The organism is Planctomycetota bacterium (genome assembly GCA_016207825.1).
GTDB lineage: Bacteria > Planctomycetota > MHYJ01 > JACQXL01 > JACQZI01 > JACQZI01.
On sequence record JACQZI010000005.1, the window covers coordinates 129,561 to 149,461 of the forward strand.

The 19,901-nt window shown below is 45.7% G+C and carries 20 protein-coding genes; 2 read left to right on the top strand and 18 right to left on the bottom strand.

Features of this window, described 5'->3' with window-relative positions:
- Positions 1–4: 4 nt before the first annotated feature.
- From rplF to rpsQ, 7 genes are read right to left on the bottom strand one after another with little or no spacing between them, the layout of a single operon-like run.
- On the bottom strand, positions 5–559 hold the full coding sequence (gene rplF, locus HY811_01225) for a 50S ribosomal protein L6 (protein ID MBI4833428.1): 555 nt from the start codon (positions 557–559) through the stop codon (positions 5–7).
- A gap of 14 nt (positions 560–573) precedes the next feature.
- Positions 574–975 carry a 30S ribosomal protein S8 gene (gene rpsH, locus HY811_01230; protein ID MBI4833429.1) on the bottom strand — a complete coding sequence of 134 codons (402 nt, stop codon included), beginning with the start codon at positions 973–975 and terminating at the stop codon, positions 574–576.
- A 29-nt stretch (positions 976–1,004) separates the two neighbouring features.
- Positions 1,005–1,190 carry a type Z 30S ribosomal protein S14 gene (locus HY811_01235; protein ID MBI4833430.1) on the bottom strand — a complete coding sequence of 62 codons (186 nt, stop codon included), beginning with the start codon at positions 1,188–1,190 and terminating at the stop codon, positions 1,005–1,007.
- 54 nt (positions 1,191–1,244) lie between these two features.
- On the bottom strand, positions 1,245–1,784 hold the full coding sequence (gene rplE / locus HY811_01240; protein MBI4833431.1) for a 50S ribosomal protein L5: 540 nt from the start codon (positions 1,782–1,784) through the stop codon (positions 1,245–1,247).
- Positions 1,785–1,789: 5 nt separating this feature from the next.
- Complete coding sequence (locus tag HY811_01245) at positions 1,790–2,104, bottom strand: 50S ribosomal protein L24 (GenBank protein MBI4833432.1); 315 nt, start codon at positions 2,102–2,104, stop codon at positions 1,790–1,792.
- A gap of 1 nt (position 2,105) precedes the next feature.
- A complete protein-coding gene (gene rplN / locus HY811_01250; GenBank protein MBI4833433.1) occupies positions 2,106–2,471 on the bottom strand; it encodes a 50S ribosomal protein L14 in 366 nt (121 codons plus the stop codon).
- A gap of 3 nt (positions 2,472–2,474) precedes the next feature.
- Positions 2,475–2,741: a 30S ribosomal protein S17 gene (gene rpsQ, locus HY811_01255; protein ID MBI4833434.1), complete on the bottom strand. Its 267-nt coding sequence runs from the start codon at positions 2,739–2,741 to the stop codon at positions 2,475–2,477.
- 212 nt (positions 2,742–2,953) lie between these two features.
- Here rpsQ and HY811_01260 point away from each other — a divergent pair, with 212 nt between their 5' ends.
- Positions 2,954–5,302, top strand: a complete 2,349-nt coding sequence (locus HY811_01260) for a hypothetical protein (protein ID MBI4833435.1) — start codon at positions 2,954–2,956, stop codon at positions 5,300–5,302.
- 51 nt (positions 5,303–5,353) lie between these two features.
- Here the strand turns inward: HY811_01260 and HY811_01265 are convergent, their stop codons facing one another.
- The 6 genes from HY811_01265 to HY811_01290 all read right to left on the bottom strand — a co-directional run bounded on the left by HY811_01265 (position 5,354) and on the right by HY811_01290 (position 11,603).
- Positions 5,354–6,088, bottom strand: a complete 735-nt coding sequence (locus HY811_01265) for an STAS domain-containing protein (protein ID MBI4833436.1) — start codon at positions 6,086–6,088, stop codon at positions 5,354–5,356.
- Positions 6,089–6,262: 174 nt separating this feature from the next.
- The gene (locus HY811_01270) at positions 6,263–6,661 is read right to left on the bottom strand and encodes a hypothetical protein (protein ID MBI4833437.1); all 399 of its coding nucleotides are present in this window, start codon (positions 6,659–6,661) and stop codon (positions 6,263–6,265) included.
- Between the two features lie 139 nt (positions 6,662–6,800).
- A complete protein-coding gene (gene ribD / locus HY811_01275) occupies positions 6,801–7,910 on the bottom strand; it encodes a bifunctional diaminohydroxyphosphoribosylaminopyrimidine deaminase/5-amino-6-(5-phosphoribosylamino)uracil reductase RibD (protein MBI4833438.1) in 1,110 nt (369 codons plus the stop codon).
- A 9-nt stretch (positions 7,911–7,919) separates the two neighbouring features.
- On the bottom strand, positions 7,920–8,930 hold the full coding sequence (locus HY811_01280; protein ID MBI4833439.1) for a potassium channel protein: 1,011 nt from the start codon (positions 8,928–8,930) through the stop codon (positions 7,920–7,922).
- A gap of 80 nt (positions 8,931–9,010) precedes the next feature.
- Positions 9,011–10,270, bottom strand: a complete 1,260-nt coding sequence (miaB, locus tag HY811_01285; protein MBI4833440.1) for a tRNA (N6-isopentenyl adenosine(37)-C2)-methylthiotransferase MiaB — start codon at positions 10,268–10,270, stop codon at positions 9,011–9,013.
- Between the two features lie 97 nt (positions 10,271–10,367).
- Complete coding sequence (locus HY811_01290) at positions 10,368–11,603, bottom strand: sodium:calcium antiporter (protein MBI4833441.1); 1,236 nt, start codon at positions 11,601–11,603, stop codon at positions 10,368–10,370.
- A 205-nt stretch (positions 11,604–11,808) separates the two neighbouring features.
- On the opposite strand from HY811_01290, the gene HY811_01295 reads away from it, so the two are divergent.
- Positions 11,809–13,017 carry a hypothetical protein gene (locus HY811_01295; protein ID MBI4833442.1) on the top strand — a complete coding sequence of 403 codons (1,209 nt, stop codon included), beginning with the start codon at positions 11,809–11,811 and terminating at the stop codon, positions 13,015–13,017.
- Between the two features lie 27 nt (positions 13,018–13,044).
- Here HY811_01295 and HY811_01300 read toward each other — a convergent pair whose 3' ends face one another.
- From HY811_01300 to HY811_01320, 5 genes are all read right to left on the bottom strand, one after another.
- A complete protein-coding gene (locus HY811_01300; protein MBI4833443.1) occupies positions 13,045–14,184 on the bottom strand; it encodes a metallophosphoesterase in 1,140 nt (379 codons plus the stop codon).
- 694 nt (positions 14,185–14,878) lie between these two features.
- A complete protein-coding gene (locus HY811_01305; GenBank protein MBI4833444.1) occupies positions 14,879–15,139 on the bottom strand; it encodes a hypothetical protein in 261 nt (86 codons plus the stop codon).
- A gap of 178 nt (positions 15,140–15,317) precedes the next feature.
- Complete coding sequence (locus HY811_01310; GenBank protein ID MBI4833445.1) at positions 15,318–16,337, bottom strand: hypothetical protein; 1,020 nt, start codon at positions 16,335–16,337, stop codon at positions 15,318–15,320.
- Between the two features lie 86 nt (positions 16,338–16,423).
- On the bottom strand, positions 16,424–18,511 hold the full coding sequence (locus HY811_01315) for a hypothetical protein (GenBank protein ID MBI4833446.1): 2,088 nt from the start codon (positions 18,509–18,511) through the stop codon (positions 16,424–16,426).
- 126 nt (positions 18,512–18,637) lie between these two features.
- Entirely contained in the window at positions 18,638–19,813 is a 1,176-nt protein-coding gene (locus HY811_01320; protein MBI4833447.1) for a terpene cyclase/mutase family protein, read from the bottom strand.
- Positions 19,814–19,901 lie beyond the last annotated feature (88 nt).

The following is a 19,901-nucleotide window of genomic DNA, read 5'->3' on the forward strand; positions in this document are numbered from 1 at the left end:
AGTATTACGAAGCTCCGGACACAAAGGTCTTTCCGGCCTTTTTCTTTATTATTTCGTCGGCATATTTTATGCCTTTAAGATTATACACTTCACAGGGTTTAATCCCCCTCACAGAAGCGGAAAACTGCCCGAGCAATTCCTTATTCACACCCTGTATTATAAGCATGTTCGGGTTAGGCACAGTGACAGTAAGCCCGGCGGGAATATTTACTTTTACCGGATGGCTAAAACCTATGCTGATAGTCAATTCCTGCCCTTGGACTTTTGCGTTATAACCAACACCGTGTATTTCAATCTTTTTCTCGTAGCCTTGCGAAACTCCGTGAATCGCGTTATTGATAAGGCTCCGCGCCGTTCCGTAAACGGCTTTATCCGAAGCCAGTTTTATATTGCAGGTCAGCTTTACTTTCTTTGCCGCGGCATCAACCTCCACCTTAACATTCGGGGATATTTTCTGCTCTATCTTGCCTTTAGGTCCGGCAATAAGCAAGGTATTATCCTTACGGGTCACATTCACCCCATCCGGCAACTGAATCGGTTTACTGCCTATTCGGGACATTTAGAAAACTCCTTTTAATAAACGTTACAAATTATCTCGCCGCCCAAATTAAGCTTACGGCATTCTTTATCGCTCATTACCCCTTTGGGGGTGGATAATATGGAAACGCCCAATCCGTCCAGGATTTTGCTCATATTCTTGACCCGGCAATAAACGCGCCGGCCGGGTTTGCTTATCCTAACGATTTTATTAATGATGCATTCGCCGTCTTCCCCGTATTTAAGGTAAACGGCAAGCGTATTATTTTTTTTATCCTCGGCTTTAACGGTTTTATAATCTTTAATATACCCTTCTTCCTTAAGGACACGGGCGATTTCCAGCTTAATGCTCGAAACGGGCATATTAACTTTTTCGGTTCCTCTCATCCGGGCGTTCCGGATCATCGTTAACATATCAGCCACCGGGTCTGTGCTCATACTAACTCCTTTTATAAGTTAAGTTCGCTCTACCAGCTTGCTTTCCTGACACCGGGCAACTTGCCTTCCGAGGCAAGCTTTCTGAAGCAAAGCCGGCACATGCAAAACCGGCGGTAATAAGCCCTGCGCCGGCCGCAAAGGAGGCAACGGTTATATTTCATAACCTTGTATTTAGGTTCGCTTTGCTGCTTTATCCTTAATGCTTTTGTCGCCAAGTTTATCCCCTTTTCCGCCTGAGGCGGGCCCGCCTTTGGCGGGCAATCTTCTACTTAACTCCTGAAGGGCATCCCCAATGATTTTAACAATTCATGGGAGGCCTTTTTCGAACCGTTAGAAATCACCATGGTAATATCCATCCCCTGAACAAACTGGACCTGATCAATGCTTATCTCCGGGAAAACCGACTGTTCGGCGATGCCCATATTAAAATTGCCCTGATTATCAAATGACTTCGGGTCCAATCCCCTGAAATCGCGCAAGCGTGGGATGACAATACTGATTAATTTATCTAGGAATTCATACATTGTCCTGCCCCTTAAGGTGACCTTGCAACCGATTTTCTCACCTTTTCTCAGTTTAAATCCGGAAATGCTCTGACGGGCATAGGTTACCACCGGCTTTTGCCCGGTTATCGCGGCGATATCTTTTACCGTTGCCTCGATTCTGTCCTTGTTTTCGATCGCCTTGCCCACGCCGGCATTCACCACGATTTTATCCAGGCGCGGCACCGCCATTACATTCTTAAGGCTTAATTTCTCCTTTAACACCGGGATGCATTCTTTCTTATATTTTTCTAACAGTCTTGACATATTTATTATGCGGTAATCGCTTGTTTACACTTTTTACAGCTTCTGTTTTTTACGCCGTCGGGCTGCTTCACAAAACCGACCCGGGTCGGTTTATTGCAATTCGGGCAAATCAGCTTTACATTAGATATATTAATAGGAGATTCTTTCTGGATACGGGCACCGTGCGGATAGTTAGAGCTGCGTTTCATATGTTTCCAAACCATATTAACGCCCTGCACCAGGATTTTCTCGCCTCCCGTCATGACCCGTATTACCTTGCCATCACGGTTCTTGTCGTCGCCGCTGATTACTTTTACGATATCGCCTTTTTTTATGTTCATATTAAACCACCTCCGGAGCCAGTGAAATTATCTTCATGAAGTTAGAACGTAATTCTCTCGGGACCGCCCCGAAAATACGCGTTCCGCGCGGGTTGTTTTCGGCATCCAGAAGGACTATTGCATTCCTGTCAAACCGGACGTAAGATCCGTCTTTACGCCTGATGGGCGCCTTAGTACGGACTATCACGCCGCGGACAATGTCACCTTTTTTTAAAGCACCGCCGGTAATAATCTTCTTCACATTGCCGATAACGATGTCGCCGACTGCGGCATAGCGGTGTTTGCTTCCGCCCAGCACCTGTATGCAGCCGACTATCTTGGCGCCTGTATTATCGGCCACGACCAGCTTGGTTTTCATCATTATCATAAATTAATCCTGTTTTAGCTCAGCTTTCTTTACTATGCTTACCAGTCTCCACCTTTTGGTCTTGCTTAAGGGACGGGTCTCCATTATTTCCACCTCATCGCCTATATTAGCTTGTTCTTTTTCGTCATGGGCTTTATAGACGGTGGATTTTCTTATAAACTTTCCGTATTTCGGATGGCGTAACAGCTTTTCCGCTTTGACAGCAATGGTTTTATCCATTTTATCGCTGATTACCACCCCGGTTCTCGTCCGCCTGAGACCTCGTTCCATTTGTAATTCTCCTATTAGTGAAAAACGATATAGTATACAAAATAAAAACAGATTGTCCACTTTTTTATGCATTTTTATTTAAATAATTATTGGGGCGGAAAACAGGGGCTAAAACCCTCTAAAGCGCAATCTTAGGAGAAAATTACTTGACACTACCCACAAAACATATAAAATCCATGTTAATACAGATAAAATCATTAAAGGAGGCCTTTATGAAGAAAATATTGTGGCTTTTATTAGCGGCATTATGCCTGGCATTTAATACGGCGTCGGCTCAGGAGGAAAGCGACATCATAGGCTCCGGTGACCCGGACAGCAAGGGCAACAAAACATGGACTTCCGGGGAATGGGGTTTCGAAATAACCCTGCCGGCCGAATGGAAAACGATTAAGTACCCCGCCGGGAAAAGCGCTCTCGCCCTGGATTTCGAAAACGAGGACAAATCTGTCACGGGATATATCGCCGTGGAAAAATATGACGGAAGATGCGATGATTACATTAATTCTATCATATCCCCGCTGATTGAGCAGTATAAAATCAAAATACTTGAAAAACCGGAAGGCGAAAAAGATTCCACTATCGTTTACACCTCAGTTGTCGGCGAAGACAAAAGTAAGCATTACTGGCGTGTCATCGACGAGCAAGGGGAAAAAATACGCGTGGGATTCACCTGTAAAAGAAGCGAATATGACGATTACGCGGAAACTTTTGAAACTTGTGCCGCTACTTTAAAAAGCGTCCAGAAAAAAGAAACTGACGAGCCTTCATCAGCCGGAGATAAAACATGGTCAAGCGATAAATGGGGCTTCGAGCTTACCATCCCGGAAGACTGGAATATGGAAATTCGTGAATCCGCTCTGGGCACCCTGGTTGCTACTTTTTCCGGCGCCAAAGGAAAAATTGAGGGGCTCATCACTATTGCCGAATGGAAAGACGGCTGCGATGCTTATCTTAATAATATTATTGAAACCCTGAAAGACCCCAACAATAATTATGAAATTGAAGTGATAAAAAAGCCGCTGGGCAAAACCGACGCAACTATCATCTATACGATCTCCGATTCGGAAAGCAAGCGCCAATACTACCAGCGGGCTATTGATATCGGCGGATTTATCCTGCGTGTTGATTTCGATAGCGAAAAGGCTTCCTTTAGCAAATACCGCGATACATTCGAAAGATGCGCCGCCACCTTGAAAAGTATCCCCGAAAAGCAAATAAACACGCCCATTGAAACTGAAGATAAAACCTGGTCCAGCGAAAAATGGGGGTTCAGACTAACCCTACCGGCTGACTGGAACATGGAAATTTATGACCGGGCCAAGGATGAAGTAACGGTGGCGTTTGCTTCCGATAGCAAAGAAATCAGAGGCTGCGCAATTAATGTCGAAAGGGGCGAAGCCACCTGCGTCGAATATCTTAATGCCAGCCTGGACAATCTTAAGAAAAAGCTGGAAGTCAAAATCCTGAAAAAGCCTTCCGGAAATGACGACGAGGCGACGGCAATATACACCGCCGTAGTACAAGACACCACTTTCCAGTATTATGCGCGCGTAATTAGGGCGGATGATACCATCTTAACTGTTTGCTTCCTTACGGAAAAAAAATATTACGCTGAAACCAGCGATATGTTCGAGAAATATGCCGCCACACTTAAACCCCTGTCCGATACACCCAAACAAAAGCCTAAGGATAAAACCTGGTCCAGCAAAAAATGGGGGTTTGAACTCTCTCTGCCGGGCGACTGGAAAATAGTTATATTGGATAATATAGACGGGACCATCGTAACCAGGTTTGAAAATGAAACAAACGGAATTTACGGAATTGTCACCACCAGCGATTTTGAAGGCGGCGCTGATGACTACCTAAAAGATATCATGGAAGGGCTCAAGGAGAGCGAAGATACGGAAATCGTAGTTAAACCAAAAGGCAAGCAAAGTGCCACCTTGGTTTACATATGCGATGTAAGCGGCACAGACTACGAATATTACGCCCATGCTATAGACGTTGACGGCAATAAAAAACTCCGGGTTGTCTTTTATTGCGTGGAAAAAATATACGATAAATACAGCGAACTATTCGAAAAATACTCCAGCACCCTTAAACCACTGGCCGACACACCCAAACAAAAACCTAAGGATAAAACCTGGTCCAGCGAGAAATGGGGATTTGAAATTAATCTACCGGCTGAATGGAAAATGGATATTCTGGATAAAGCCGACGGCTCTCTCATCGCGGAGTTTTCCAATGATGCCGCCGGCATTTATGGACTCATTACCAAAAGTGAATTTGAAGGCGGCGCTGATGACTACCTGAAAGGCGTTCTGGATGGTCTTAAGAACGATGGCGAAGTTGAAGTCGTGGTAAAACCGAAAGGCAAAAGAAGAGCTACTCTAGTTTATATATGCGATATAAACGGCACAGACTACGAATATTACGCCCATGCAATAGATGCTGATGGAACTAAGTTCCGAATTGTCTTTTATTGCCCAAAAACGATCTACGATAACTACAGCGATACTTTCGAAAAATACGCCGATACGTTCAACACCCTTGATGAATAAAAACACGGTGGCTTGGCGAATAAAAATCGGTTATTATGGCGTGGGGCATTATCAGGAAGTCAGCTTTTGCTCAATGATAGCGCCCAGATAATCAAACCCGAACATCTTATTGCAGAAATCGGATACACCCAGCTTGGTCAGTTTATCTTTTGTTTCTGCACTTAGATAGCCGCTTACGACTATAACAGGCAAATTAGGTTTAAATTCCTTCGCCGTTTTGATCATCTCCTCATATTCTGTATCGGGTATTTCGGTTTCTATTATTAGAATGCTTGCCGGATTGGTTTTCAGGTGATCCAGAATATCTTTAGCACTCGCAAAACTGATTGCTTCCCGGTTCTTTTGGCTCAGGTATCCGACCAGGTTTTTTCCGAATTCCGGCCGACTGGATATTACCAACACCCGCGGTTTTAAGACGTTAAACAAACTCATGGCGGCTTGTCTGTCTTTCGCAATGGTAAAATACTGGGTTATCCCAAGCTTGGCAAACATCTTCATTACTTCGGGCATGGGATTAATCAATATAATATTGCCGTTCTTTTCCCTGATTAACCGAAGCTTGCTCAAGAAAACCCCTACCCCAGCGCTGCTTATCCGGTCTATCCGGGATAAATCCACGATGAATTTATAAATATGCTGGTTTATCAGCGGGTCAAAAACCCTTTCAAGCTGCATATAAGAAAAATTATCCAGAACCCCGGAAAGCAGAATGGTGGTAACGCCTTCCTGTTCCTGGCGGATATTGACTTCTAATAACTCAGGAGACGGTTTGTTTAATTCTTCCATGGACCAAAGCCTTTATAGGCATACTACCCGATTTTTATGACATTGTCAATATTTTATTTGGTCCTAAACAAATATTTTAGTTTTCAATTGTATAAAATAAAAGCACCGTCCCTTATGAGAACCAAATTAATCCCTGGTTTTATGCTTCTATACGACGGCCTAATCAGGGTGCGATTACGAAGCGGTTATTATACTCAATGCTTTGTCGTTATTTTTGGTAGATAAAACCAGAACCGCCATATCACTCCAGGCCGTGGCGTAGCAATAATTAATCTCAATTCCCACATCGCCTATCTTCTTGGCTATCGGCGCCAGTGTTCCGGGTTTGTTACCGATATTTACCAGCAGCACATCTGTTTCGGTCACTCCGTATCCTAACTTTTTTAAGGCATCGCCGGCTTTGGCGTTATTCGAAGTGAGCATACGAAAATAGCCCTTGTCTTTTTCTCCCCAGGCAGATAAAGTAATAAAATTTGCCCCGGCGGCGGATACGGCTCCGGTTACTTTTCCTAAAGCGCCCACCTCGTTAGGCGTGGTTACCAAGAGTTCCTTTCCTTTTGTTACGTGCGGCATTGTTTGTCCCCTCCTATAATATTAGAACGTTGATTTTATCAATAATCGGCTATACTGATTTTACTCTTGTGCGCTAAAATAGTCAATGTTTTAATGGGGTGCCGGGACTCAGGTTTAGGCTAAGGAGAAGGTGAATGGACTACCTGCGATTAATGCGGCTGCGGACTAAAATATCATTACCGATAAGCCTGACTTCCGGGTCTGCCAGCGTGAAAGCGTTTTTCAGGATATCTAATCCTTCCCCTGCAACCGGCGTCTTGGCGTCCCGCCCTCCGATAATCTTGGGTGCGATAAAAACCATCACCTCATCAACCAAATCCGCCTCAAAAGCGCTTGCCAGAACCTCACCTCCGCCTTCTATCAACACTTTGTTTATCCCAAGCTCGGTCAGCTTGCGCGCCAGTTTCAGGAAATTGATCTTACCGCTCACTTCTTCTATCTCAAAAATCTTAACGCCCAACTCAAAGAGTTGTTTAACCTTTTCCTGGGGCGCGTTCGGGGAAATGACCACATGGGTTTCCGCCTGTTTCAGGGTCTTGACTATCTCGCTGTCCGGCGGCAGCCGCGCGAAACTGTCCAGGATAATGCGCCGCGGATTGTTCTTGGCGCCTTCCCTTCCCAAAAGCTTCGGGTTATCCTTAAGAATCGTGCCGATTCCCACCATTATCGCGCCCATCTTTTCCCTGAACTCGTGGGAAAACGAGCGGGATTCTTCCGAAGAAATCCATTTGGAATCGCCGCTCCGGGTGGCGGTTTTGCCGTCCACGGTCATCGCCCATTTGGCGATAAAATACGGCAGGCCTTCGGTATGGAGCTTGAAGAACGGCGCATTTAATAGGCGCGCCTTGCGTTCGCCGATGCCTTCCACCACGTCAATGCCGGCATTGCGTAATATCGTCACGCCTTTGCCCGCGGTGACAGGATTCGGGTCGCGCACGGAAAAGACCACCTTGCCTATCTTGGCTTTTATAATGGCATCCACGCATGGAGGCGTCTTGCCGAAATGTGCGCATGGCTCGATATTAATATATAATGTCGCACCTTCAACAGACTCTTTGGTGTTATTGAAAGCGTTGATTTCCGCGTGAGGGCCGCCGAAATGTTCATGCCAGCCTTCGCTTATCACCTTGTCATCCCGGACGATGACCGCACCAACCATCGGGTTGGGCTCAACCATGCCCTCGCCCCTGGCGGCCAGTTCCATCGCCCTGTTAATGTATTTTTGATGCAGTTCTAAATCTTCCGGCATAATTATTCTTTACGAATGAATAAACTCAGCCGCTCCCTTGATTTTAGCGACATCGCCCAGAGCGACTACTATATTGCCTTCTTTCAGAATTGTATCCGCCGGCGGGTTATACACTATCTCGTCGGTATCCGGTCTCATAACCGCCAGTATCAGCAATCCGAATTTATCACGAAAAGGTGTTTCCGCCAGTTTCTTGCCGATTATGGACGCATTCTTCCTGACGATGATTTCCTCAATCCTGAATGTCCGCTCGGTCTGCCTGAGCATTGTATCCAGGAATTTAACCGCATAAGGCCTGACCATTTCAGAAGCCATCCTCAATCCGCCGATTGCCGAAGGCGCCACCACGGAATCCGCCCCCACTTTCTTAAGCTTATTGATGGCTTTATCCTCCACACCCAAAGCTACCACCCGTACTTTGCTGTTATATTGCTTGGTCATAACCGTGACATAAAGATTATCCTTATCCGAAGGCAGCACCGTGACAACCCCCAGGGCCCGTTCTACTCCGGCCGCCAAGAGCGATTCGTCATCCGTGGCATCACCTTTAATGTAAAGAAGATTCGGGATAGCCGCCGCCAGCTTTTCCAGCGCCTCCTGGTCAACATCAATCACCACAAATGGATGGAGTGTCTTTGCCAGTTCCTGGATAACATGCCTCCCGTTCTCCCCTGCCCCGCAGATAATGTAATGGTCTGATAACTTGCTGATGTCTTTATTCATTTTACGTCTCCTTAATGAACCTGTTAATTCTATTTCCAAAATTGACGCTGCCAAGAGCGATGTGATAACGGCAATCGTCACGAGCGAAAGAACGATGAATACGATGGTAAAAACCCTGCCACCCGGGCTGTGGGAAAGGTCTATTATTTCTCCGTATCCGACCGTGCCGGCGGTGATTACCGTCATGTATAAAGAATCCAGAAAGTTTCCGCTAATATACCAATAACCAATCGTCCCGACAGCCAGGACAACCAGTAATAAGCTTATACCGAGAATAATTCTGTTACGTATATTCATTGTTTATTGCCTATTTTGCAGGACGCTAGCATGGCAAATTATGCAATAAAACCGCCTCAAAGTAAAGGAAAAAAGTCTTGTCAGGTCAACTCACCGCGCAGGCTTAAGGCGGTGGATGAGGTTATTTTAATCTTAACCAGTTGTCCCGTTAAATCATCAGTAGAATTGAATATCACGATATGATTCTGCATTGTGCGCCCAGTCTGGGTCATTACATTGGTTTTGCTCCTGCCTTCAGCCAGTATTTCCACCTCTTTTCCGACCAAAAGCCTGTTTTTCTCCTCAGATATCTTGCCCTGTATATCCAAAAGTATCTTGTTCCTTTCCTGTTTTACCTTATAAGGCACATCATCGGCCATTTTATCCGCCGCGGTTCCGGGTCGGGAAGAATACTTAAAGACAAAGCTGTTAAGGAATCCCACTTCCCTGATAAGGCTTGCCGTATCCTCAAAATCCGCTTCGGTCTCTCCCGGAAAACCGACGATAAAATCGCTGGCGATTTCTATTCCTGGCACGATTCCCCTCGCCTTTTCCGCGAGCTTTAGGTAATCGCCCCTTGTATACTTCCGGTTCATCGCCTTAAGTATTTTATCCGAGCCGGATTGCGCCGGCATATGTAGATGCGGGCAGACCTTGGGCAAATCCTTTATCGCCTTAAAAATATCTTCGGTCGTATAAGCCGGGTGCGAAGTGACAAAGCGGATTCGTTTAATTCTAACCATCTCATGGACCGCCTTAAGGAGATGCGAAAGCTTACTACCACGGTCGGCATAGGAGCTGATGCACTGTCCAAGCAGGATAATCTCCTTGGCGCCTTTCTCGGAAAGCATTTTCGCTTCATTGACTATTTCCCCCAACGGGCGGCTGGTCTCTTTTCCACGGACATAAGGCACCACGCAATAACTGCAGAAATTATTGCATCCCTTCATCGCCAGGACGTATGCCGAAAGGCTGCCAAGCGTACGGATTGGGCTTTTGCCGGCTGATTCGCCGTCCCCGGTTTTAATAATCCTGCTCCTGGTTTGGATTATTTCATCTATCGTATCGGAAATAGCCTCTTCCTGATTCGGCCCGCAGACGATATCGAGAAACGGTATTTTATCCAAGGCGTTTGCCTTTTCCTTTTCCGCCATGCAACCGACCAATCCGATAATGAGGCGCGGATTCTTATCCTTAAGCGGCTTAAGCATGCGCAGATTATCATACACCTTGTCTTCCGCGTGCTTCCTGACACTGCAGGTATTGAAAAGAATGACGTCGGCGTCTTTCTCGGTATCGGTTTGCTTATGCCCTTTGGACAGGAATTGCTCCAGCATAAGCTCCGAATCCAGCTTATTCATCTGGCAGCCAAAAGTCCTTATATAGATGTTCATGCATTAAAACAACAGGATTAAACGGATTTTACGGATTATCAGTGTAATCTGTTAAATCCCGTTGTTATTTTCTTTTCGGACGGATGAGTGAAAGAATCGCGTTGCGCCGGTTATGGGAAAGCATTATCATCAGTATTGACAGCGCGATGTAAAATCCCCCGTAAAAGAGCCGCGCCTTTATTTCAAGGGCCTTCAAATCCGCTTCCGGCATATTCGGGAATATCGAAGGGAAAAGCAACGGAATAACCAGCTGGGTGGAAAAGAGTATTAAAAGCGCGAACGCCTCCAGCATGGAAAAACGGAAATTGGAAAGTATGAATATGGCGAAGAGCGATTGGCCCGCGGTCAGGAATATCTCTTCAATCTGCTGTTTATCCAGCTCCATACCCCAGATTGAGCCGCCGGCTAAAGTATAGGCTATCGGCAGAGAGGCAATAAGAAGCGTCCACTGGTTGACCTTGGAAGAAATAAGCGTCCCGAGCGATGCCCCGGCCATGGCGCGTGTGGCGAATATTATCGCCACGATAAACTCGGGCGATTCCGAAGCCAGCGGCGCCAGCCACTGGACCAGGATAAACTCATCCACCCCCCAGGTCTTTCCGCTGGCGATAAGCCCTTCGGCAAACGGTTCGGCGGAAATATAAATCGTGAATCCGGAAATGGCAAAGAACGCCAGCGTCACTATACATCTATACAGCCTTGAGCCCTTGCTGAAAAGCTCGACCGGCCCTTCCAGCTCAGGCTCGACATGGTGCGCCTTGCTTGCCGCGATGATGTAAAATATAAAGATTGCCAGGAGCACGACCGAATCGATTAACTGGATGCTCCCTTTTATCGGGATGAAAAAGGAATAGAAAGTCGCCGCCAGAAGCGCGAAGAGTTCTATCCGGTGTCCCGGCTCAAGATCGATATGCTTTTTCTTAGTGGCAAACCAGTAGGCAAAGAGCACCACCGGCCAGCCCAAGCCTATTAAGAGCCTGTTCGCCCCGGTCATATTGGCGGTGGCGTAATGGATGTATTTCGGGTCGGTTCCGGCTGACCAGGCAAAATATAAATCCACCGCGTATTCAGGGAGCACCGCGATAAGCGCCAGGAACGCCAAGGCCAAGGTTTGTGGTATTTCCATCTGGGCAAGCTCCGCCGCCCAGGAAAGCATAAACGCCGCGCCGAAGATTGCCAAGCCCGGAACCAGCGCCTCCCAACCGGGACCCAAGTGAATCCCGAGCGCCTTTAAAACGGTCTGCTGTCCGATTAATCCCAAGGACACAACCAGCCACAAAATATGCTTAAAGCGTTCCATAAAGCCTAACTTTATATCAATTCGCTTTTATTTAGTCAAGTAATCCAGAACCACCATTTTCACCGCTAAGGCGCAAAGTACGCAGAAAGCATCACGGCTTAAAACCAATTGAAATAACAAAAAGACCTTGCAAATCGTTTTAGCTATTGTATAATATGCGCTTTAAGCCATTCAAATAACAAGTTTATTAAAAGGAGCGTATGGAATGAAAAAGGCTTTTATCTCATGTTTATTCTTACTTCTATTAATTGGTTGCCTGGATATGGATGAACAGGTTGCCTATTTCTTTTATGACAAGCCAAAGGATGAACTGCATTTGCTTCTTTGTTACAAAGGAATTTATAGCGACAATGATATTTCCGACTCGGGAACACAGATGTCCGGCTTCTTCAAACCTGACTGGGAAATCGCCTTTGGCGGCTGGTTAGGGCATGTAACAAAAAAAGGAATCCAGGACAATATAGACGATGAAAATTCACCGGAAGTCGTCAAAAAGTTTGCCGCGTTCTTGCTTAAGAATATAACGGTTACCACCGGAAAGTGTTTCCTGGATGAAGATAAACGACTGAGTTGTTACCAAACCATCACCGTAACAAACGCCTCAAAAATCATCGGATTGTTTAACGAAATAACATCTCAAATTATCATAGAACAAACTTATGACGCTAAAAAGCTTTTTAGCGCGTTGGACAAAAAGAGTATTGATTTGTTTACTGCCGCCGCAAAGGAAAAGCATCAGTGGTTACAATTAGAGGGGCAATCCATCAGGTTTTCATTCCCGATTAGCGACGAGACTTTTATGAAAGCAAAAGCCGAACTGCTTGAGAAATTAAAGAGTTGCCCGGCAAAAGATTATAAGACAATCACTGCTCTCTTTGCGCTAAATGATATTTCTTTTACCAGGGACGGCAACTTTATAACTCTTATCCTGGGCAATAAGGACGTCAATAAAGCCATTCCATTATTGCTAAAGCCTAAACAGGGAGATTACAAGGATAACATGGTCGAATTTGCCAGAAAAGAATTCGGGATAAACCAGGAAACCACCGAAGAATCAATCGCTGACCAATTCATATCCGGCCTGGTTGACTCTGAAACGGTAAAGAAAATAGAAGAGTTCATCCGGAAATTAGGGTACGATGATTTTGAGACCAGAGAAAATGCCACTTTAATGTTAATCAAAATGGACAGTTTGGCATTATCATGGATAAGAAAAGCATCAAAAAGCGAAGACCCTGAAGTGCGCCTGAGAGCCAAGAAGATATTAGAAGCAATCGCAATTTCCCCGGAAGAAAAAGAGGAAATAGAAGATAATATTATGACTATCGAATTACCTCCCCCAGAAGAAGATATTGATACGGACCTTCCAAAAGATGTAATAGAAGATGACGACCAACCGGAAGGCGATGATTAACAGAAAATTGATTGCTCTGTCATATCCCTAATGCTCTATCACTATCTTCACTATCTCGCACCTGGAAAAGAGCCGCATCGGCGGTCCCCAAAAACCTGTTCCGGAAGTGGTGTATAGGTGAGAGGAATTTACAGTATAGAATCCACATGGATACTTGAAGTTTAACTGCACCAGGATATCCACCGGAGGAATCTGTCCGGCGTGGGTATGTCCCGAAAGCTGGAGATTCACTCCGTTCTTAATCGCTTCATCGAATATATCCGGCTGGTGTGATAGCAGAATAACGAGCTTGCCTTTGCCTATCACATTCGGTGTCTTAAGCGCGGATGCCAAATCGCAACCGCTTTCTCCGAAACTCTTTCCGGTATTGTCATCCACCCCGACCAGTTGGATGAAATCATTCAGCTTTACATTATTATTCCGTAAGACGGTGATTCCGGACTCCTTGGCGGCATTCATAAAGGTATCAATCCCGGCATAGAAATCGTGGTTGCCTGTAACGGCAAAGACGCCGTATTTCGCGCGTAAACGCCTTAATACGGAGCAGAAATCGGTTCCCCCGCCCGAAGGCGAGGCTCGCCCTAATGGCGGCTTACATATATCTGAGTCTACCAGGTCGCCGGTAATCACGATTAAATCCGGATTCTGGCGGTTGGTCTCCTCCACTATCCCTTCCAGCCACGCCTTCGAGCGCAGTTTATGAAGATGCAAATCCGAAAGTTGGACGATGGTAAACGACGGCACGGATTTAGGTAATCTCAATTCGTCTACCTTTATATGTATAGTCTTCAGTCTTGGGAAACGGGCGACGTTATAGATGGAATAACTGCCGGTAAGAACCAAGAGAATCAGCGCAGAGATGGTCAGCCAATATCTTTGGAGAGGTGAATGCAGGAAAAGCCTGCCGATATCCGCGAGCACCAGAAACGTAAACGCCATGACGACCAACCCGACCCAGATGCTTCCCGCGCCAAGAACCGCTTTGGCAAGAAAGAAATCCGTCCGACGGCTCAAGACTTCTCCTAAGATAAATAACAGGGTAAAGGCAAGCATGGAAATCTGAAGCGCCCGGCGGAAGTTACCCGAAAACGTTAACCCGTTTGCCACGCGGGAGTAGGCGAAATAATTCATCCCGAAGAAGATACTTAAGACGATAAGAAGGAACATAACAAAATATACTCTGGACATATTTAACAGGAATGATTTTAGAAAAAGCAACCAAGCCGGTCAAACAAATAACAACCACGCAGGCAAAACAGTATTTATAAGGAGACCGGGAAGGCAGGAGTGTTTTCCGGAAAATGGCATTGGCTCCCCTATACTGTAACGCCCCATACCCTAATAGTATATCCCTGTCATCCTAATACCATTCCCTATATACCCTAATACCATATCCTATAGTCCCCAATACCATATCCTATAGCCCCTGATAGCATATCCTATAGCCCCTAATGATATACCCTATAGTCTCTAACAACATACCCTATAGTCCCTAATGGCATATCCTATAGTCCCTAATGGCATACGCTATATATCCTAATACTATTCCCTATAGTTCCTAATACCATACGCTATATATGCTAGCCAGTCACTTATAAATTGCGGGTAAAGCAATATTTTGGGGTAGGGGGTATAGGGGGCCAGGGGAATTCTAACGTTAAATTAAGATACTGATTTTTAAATATTGCCGCCTAGGCACTAAGGCACAAAGGACGGCAGAGGGGGCTATTTGTTTTAAGGGTTCGGCATGGCGTCACCTGAACGCAGAAAAGTTATTGGCGAGGCATTTTGGAAAAATCATGTCCCGTAATCCGCTTAAACAGGTTGATAGGAGGCAAGGTGTGCGTCACCGGATAATCTCTTATTCCGTCTCTTCCTCCTGGGACAATTCATATAACGATCCTGACGCAATAAGTTTCCCCTGCTTAACAAGTTCATCCCAGACTTCCTGAGGGAATTGATCCGGAGGTCTGATGGCGACGATACCAGAAACTTTTCCGCCACTAAAGGCACCTCCCCCCAGACTACTTTCATCGTCTAAGCGCATTATTTTCAAACGTTTCCGAAACGCTTTCAGGGCTCTTTTAAGTACGACCTTATCAATGGGATCCGTCATTTTCATCCTCCACGTAATTCCGGGGACACCTACTAATTCCTGATAATCAGTATGCTGTCCCCTACAATAATATAATAGATATGGGCGTCCTCACAGAGGGCTGTCCCCTACAACAATATACCAGATTTGGGCGTCCTCACCGTGAAACGGTGAGGGCTGCCCCCCGAATTCCCATGGATGTGTTTTAAAGTCTCCATGGATATTGCGCTATCATTTGTTTTTTTCTAGTTACAATGGTTTCTTCCGCCCATTTAATAGCATTTTCTATAACATTATTAAGACTATCAGTTGTATATTCAAATTCTTTCATAATCGTACTCGTATTTGAAATTCCCGCAGTCATAAAAGTGCTTTTTTGCCCTTGCTCTCTAAGGATAACTGTAATCCAATCATTATTTTTACAATCATCAAGTTCTCTAAGATGTCCAGACGGAGATGAATCTTCCACTATCACAAATCGGCTAACCGAACCTATCGTAATAGCTTTTTGCCTGATATCTTGATACAAACTATCTGGAATATCTTTAACAAGAATCGGAGTGTATCTTTTGCTTAACGCTGCTGCTATTTCTCTTAACCGTTGTTCTCGTGAATAATCTCCAATAATAAGAATGGTTTCAGCCTTGCGTTGTTTTACAAAATCATCAATGCTTACTTGGTACTTCTTGGTTTGTGAAATATCAGTAAGAGCAATAAGAATTTCGTCCTTAGCGCGTGTTATTGCTAATTCTGTAGTCCAAAAGTCTTTCTTCCTGTTGCCAAAAATCTCGCCTAATGCTATATATCGCTTCCAGTTAAGGGCTTCACAAGTAGTGTTAAATATTCGTATCCTTGCGTTTAAAGATTCTAAACTAAAAGGATATATATTTTTAAACTGCCCAGAATCAAGAATAATGGTCCCACTACCATAAGCAACTATCCCTCGACTTTTTATATTTCTAATTTGCTTTGTAGTTTTAAGAAATAAATCTTCTATTCGTGAGCTTCCTCTAACAATTTGGATATCGTTCTTGCCTGGCACGTACTCATACCCAATGCCAAAGTTTGTAGAGAGATATCCAATAATATGGGATGGTTGAATAGCGAATGACCATAATTTTGTAACATACTCTTTAGGTAAAAATTTGTTTACGGTTTCTTCTAAAGTCTTATGGTATGTCTCTAGATATTGTTTGAATTCTATTTCGCTTACATTTTGACTCATAAAATCAATTTTAATTTTTGACCTCGCAGAACACCTACCAATTCTTGCTAGTATTTTCTCTGTGTTCTCTGTGGTTATATCACTGCTTACTGCTTCGGCTTAGCCAATAATTCATTAAACTCCGCCCTGAGCGGGGCGTAATCATCAGCCAGCTTCTTAATCAGCTCTTTATAACGCGGGTCGTCTTTCACCACCTTAAAGTGGTCGGAGATAAACCAGGCGTAACTGGGGCCGCCTGATGCGATTGCCTTTTCGAGCCATTCAATAGACTTTTCCTTTTCTCCCTGCAGGGCGTAAAGCGCCGCCATCTCCTGCATGATGCCCCATGATTCCCTCGCGGAAAAGCGCGCCATTTCCCCTTGCGCTTCCTTGTATTTTCCTTGTCCGGTATAAATCCATGCCCTGACCTCGCTCGCGCTTAACGCCTGCGGGTCGAGCGCCGCCAGTTTGCCCAATACCTTTTCGGCGGAGGCGATATCACCCAGCCAGACATAATTCATGGCAATCTGGGTAAGCTCATCCACTCCGTGCGCCCGGCCTTCAGCCAGCTTATTCGCGTTCAATCCCTCACTTATCCTGCCGGCGAAGAAGAGGTTAATCGCCCGGCGCATATAAAAATTATAGGTCGGGTCAATCCTGCCGATAAGTTCCAGGACTTCCAGCGCCGTCTCGAATTCGCCCATATAAAAGGCATAGCGCGCCATATAAATCAAAGACGGGACATATCTTCTATCAAGCTTAAAGCATTGGATATATTCACGCGTCGCCTCCAGCCGCTTTCCTTTGGCTTCCAGCGTATAGGCAAGGGCGTGATGGGCTTCTATCAGGTTTTTATCCAGTTCCAGCGATTGCCGCGCGGTTTTCTCCGCTTTTTCCAGCCACGCGGTATCATTGGAAAAATTCCACCAGAAGTGCAGGGCATACGCATAAGCTAGCGAGGCGTGGGCGCGGGCGAATTTGGGGTCAAGCGTCACAGCCGTTTCCAGGCAGCTTATCGCGGAATTGTTGCTTTCCTTGGTCACCTCGCCGGAAAGATAGGCAACGCCTTTCAGGTAATTGTCATAAGCGGGGATATTTTCCGTCCCGTATTTGAAGATATCCTTGTTGTCCATAATCTGCAGGCGAAGGGCGTTTGCCACCTGGCGCGAGACCTGGTCAAGGAGATTTAAGGTATCGGTATCCTTTCCCTGGTATGCCTGCACCACCGGGCGCTCCCTGCCATAGGCATCGATGATTTCCACATTCACCCGCAACTGCCCTTCGGAACGGATAAAGCTCCCGCTGATTATTTTGGAAACCTGAAGCTCCTCTTTTAAGGCTTCCGCTTTCCATTCCTTGCCTTTATACGGAAGCGTGGCGTTAAGCGGGCGGATGACGAGCGATTCAATCTTCAGGAGCTGGACATTCAGCTCGGAGGTAATGGCAATCGATAAATAATCGGATTCCTTGTCGTTATTCAGGTTGCGGAAGGGCATGACGGCAATGGCGTCATAGGGCTTGGTGAAAAGGAATACTTTTAATAAGACCGCGGCGATGATAAAGACAAGTATCAGAGGGATAACGACCGCCTGTTTCTTAAAGAGTTTTACGGTGCGCCTTGTAATCCTGCCTAAAAACGATAGCGGGCGGACTTCCGGCGACTGCGTCAATTCAAAGAGCTCCATCAGCTCGACATTGCCTTTAAGCTCGCGCTCGCCGATGGATTTGAAATCAAAGCGCTTGTCTATTTTAATCAGGTCACGCAGGGTGCGTGAGATGGTGATAATATCCGGACCGGCATTGGATTTTATCCGCTCGGCCATATTTACCGCGTCACCGAAGATATCATTGCCGCTTTCGGAAACCAGCCCGTAATGTATCCCGATACGAATGTGCAGGTCTTTATCTTCAGTTTGCGTTTGGCGGACTTGGGCAAGTTTCGCCTGCATGCTAAAGGCGGCTTTCAGGGCGTCGGTCGGGCGTTCAAAGACCGCCATAATGCTGTCTCCGATGGTTTTTACGACGCGGCCGTTGGCATGCTCGACTATCGGGAAAAGGTATTGGTTGTGCCGCTTTATCATTTCAAGGCCGGCCGTGTTGCCCTGCGAAGAGAAATATTTAGATGAACCGACGATGTCGGTAAAAAGGATGGTGCGCGCCCTGATGAACGCTGATGAGTGGCTGTCAATACCCATATATTAAAAAGTTATACAAAGCCTCAGCGTAAGGGTCAAATAAAATCTATCGCCACAAAGACACCAAGGAACAAAGAGCGATTTTATGACCGGAAGTGAAGGCAACACTCACTTTCAGCCCGGCAATTATTTAGTGATAACCGCCTTAAGCGGTTTGGTGGCGCGCCTTAAGAACAATACGGCAAAACAGGTATCAATCGGGTTAGACATCCAACTGCCGTTTTCCCCCTGTTCTTTAAGGAGATATTCCGCGCCTGTTGCATACCATTCGTTATTACCGAATAATTCTGTGTTAGCCAGTATGCCGGCTCGCTCAAGCGCATAAAGGTAATAATAATGGTGCTTTTTAGTATCCAGATATTTGGCGTGCTCAGTAACCGTGAAGTTTTTAGCCAGCCAGTCAACGGCTTTCGGGATGCATTTGTCTTTATCCTTGCTTTCCTTAAGGTAAAAATCATAGATACAAAGGCAACCTAATCCTCCCGCCGTCATGGCGCCGTAAGCGGATTGGCCGGCTGAACCATCGGCCGCATAATGCCAGCCGCCGTCAGTCGTCTGGGAAGAGCGCCACCATTGCAGGGCTTTTTTAAGGATATCGTCCGGTATGATAATGCCGGATTGCATGCAGGCCCTTAAACCCAATGCCGCATACTGTGAATTGGAATTATCGCCGGCCGGAGGCCCTTTGCGTTTTTGTTTGATGGCAACTTTCTTTACACTATCGGCATAATCGCCGTCTTTGCCTTTCTTTTTAGGCGCCGGCTTTTTTTTCGAATCATCCGGCGTGCCGGTAACTTGCGCTTTCGAGTCTTTTTCGGGCGGCTTCTCCAAAACCGTTTTTTCCCCATAGCTCCATTGCCCGTTAGCACATTGGTTATCAATAAGGAATTGGGCGCAGTTCTTGATTTCATCCTGGTATTTCACCATATCAATTGCCTCTAATGTCATGGCCCGTAACGCGACATGATAGGTGAAATCGAGCTCGTTTGACAGGACTTTTTCCAGGAGCTTGTCGATATCCGCCTCTTCGGCGCCAGCATGCACGATAGTATAAAGAATCAATTCTTCGGGACGGAATTTGCGCGTCACTTTTTTGTAATCAGTAAGATCAAAAGTAATATTGGTGTTTTTAACCAGGAAAGCCACGCCTTTCCTGATGGCACCATCGACTTTTTGCTGGTCAATCTTTGGGCGTGCCTGCTCGTCTTTCTTTCCGGGAGGCTTACCCTGAGCGAATATGAAACCGGCTAATCCAAACAATGCAATAATGAAAAAAGCAAATGCTGTTTTGTTTTTTATCATACCGATATCTCCTATGTAATATAACAATTGGCACTTAGGAATTATTCCTTCGCGCCAAAATAAGTTCAGTATATCATTGCCGCTAAGG

Coding starts and splice junctions, on each gene's coding strand:
- rplF (MBI4833428.1), bottom strand. CDS start 559: ATGTCCCGAATAGGCAGTAAACCGATTCAGTTGCCGGATGGGGTGAAT.
- rpsH (MBI4833429.1), bottom strand. CDS start 975: ATGAGCACAGACCCGGTGGCTGATATGTTAACGATGATCCGGAACGCC.
- rplE (MBI4833431.1), bottom strand. CDS start 1,784: ATGTCAAGACTGTTAGAAAAATATAAGAAAGAATGCATCCCGGTGTTA.
- HY811_01245 (MBI4833432.1), bottom strand. CDS start 2,104: ATGAACATAAAAAAAGGCGATATCGTAAAAGTAATCAGCGGCGACGAC.
- rplN (MBI4833433.1), bottom strand. CDS start 2,471: ATGATAATGATGAAAACCAAGCTGGTCGTGGCCGATAATACAGGCGCC.
- rpsQ (MBI4833434.1), bottom strand. CDS start 2,741: ATGGAACGAGGTCTCAGGCGGACGAGAACCGGGGTGGTAATCAGCGAT.
- HY811_01260 (MBI4833435.1), top strand. CDS start 2,954: ATGAAGAAAATATTGTGGCTTTTATTAGCGGCATTATGCCTGGCATTT.
- HY811_01265 (MBI4833436.1), bottom strand. CDS start 6,088: ATGGAAGAATTAAACAAACCGTCTCCTGAGTTATTAGAAGTCAATATC.
- HY811_01270 (MBI4833437.1), bottom strand. CDS start 6,661: ATGCCGCACGTAACAAAAGGAAAGGAACTCTTGGTAACCACGCCTAAC.
- ribD (MBI4833438.1), bottom strand. CDS start 7,910: ATGCCGGAAGATTTAGAACTGCATCAAAAATACATTAACAGGGCGATG.
- HY811_01280 (MBI4833439.1), bottom strand. CDS start 8,930: ATGAATATACGTAACAGAATTATTCTCGGTATAAGCTTATTACTGGTT.
- miaB (MBI4833440.1), bottom strand. CDS start 10,270: ATGAATAAGCTGGATTCGGAGCTTATGCTGGAGCAATTCCTGTCCAAA.
- HY811_01290 (MBI4833441.1), bottom strand. CDS start 11,603: ATGGAACGCTTTAAGCATATTTTGTGGCTGGTTGTGTCCTTGGGATTA.
- HY811_01295 (MBI4833442.1), top strand. CDS start 11,809: ATGAAAAAGGCTTTTATCTCATGTTTATTCTTACTTCTATTAATTGGT.
- HY811_01300 (MBI4833443.1), bottom strand. CDS start 14,184: ATGTTCCTTCTTATCGTCTTAAGTATCTTCTTCGGGATGAATTATTTC.
- HY811_01305 (MBI4833444.1), bottom strand. CDS start 15,139: ATGAAAATGACGGATCCCATTGATAAGGTCGTACTTAAAAGAGCCCTG.
- HY811_01310 (MBI4833445.1), bottom strand. CDS start 16,337: ATGAGTCAAAATGTAAGCGAAATAGAATTCAAACAATATCTAGAGACA.
- HY811_01315 (MBI4833446.1), bottom strand. CDS start 18,511: ATGGGTATTGACAGCCACTCATCAGCGTTCATCAGGGCGCGCACCATC.
- HY811_01320 (MBI4833447.1), bottom strand. CDS start 19,813: ATGATAAAAAACAAAACAGCATTTGCTTTTTTCATTATTGCATTGTTT.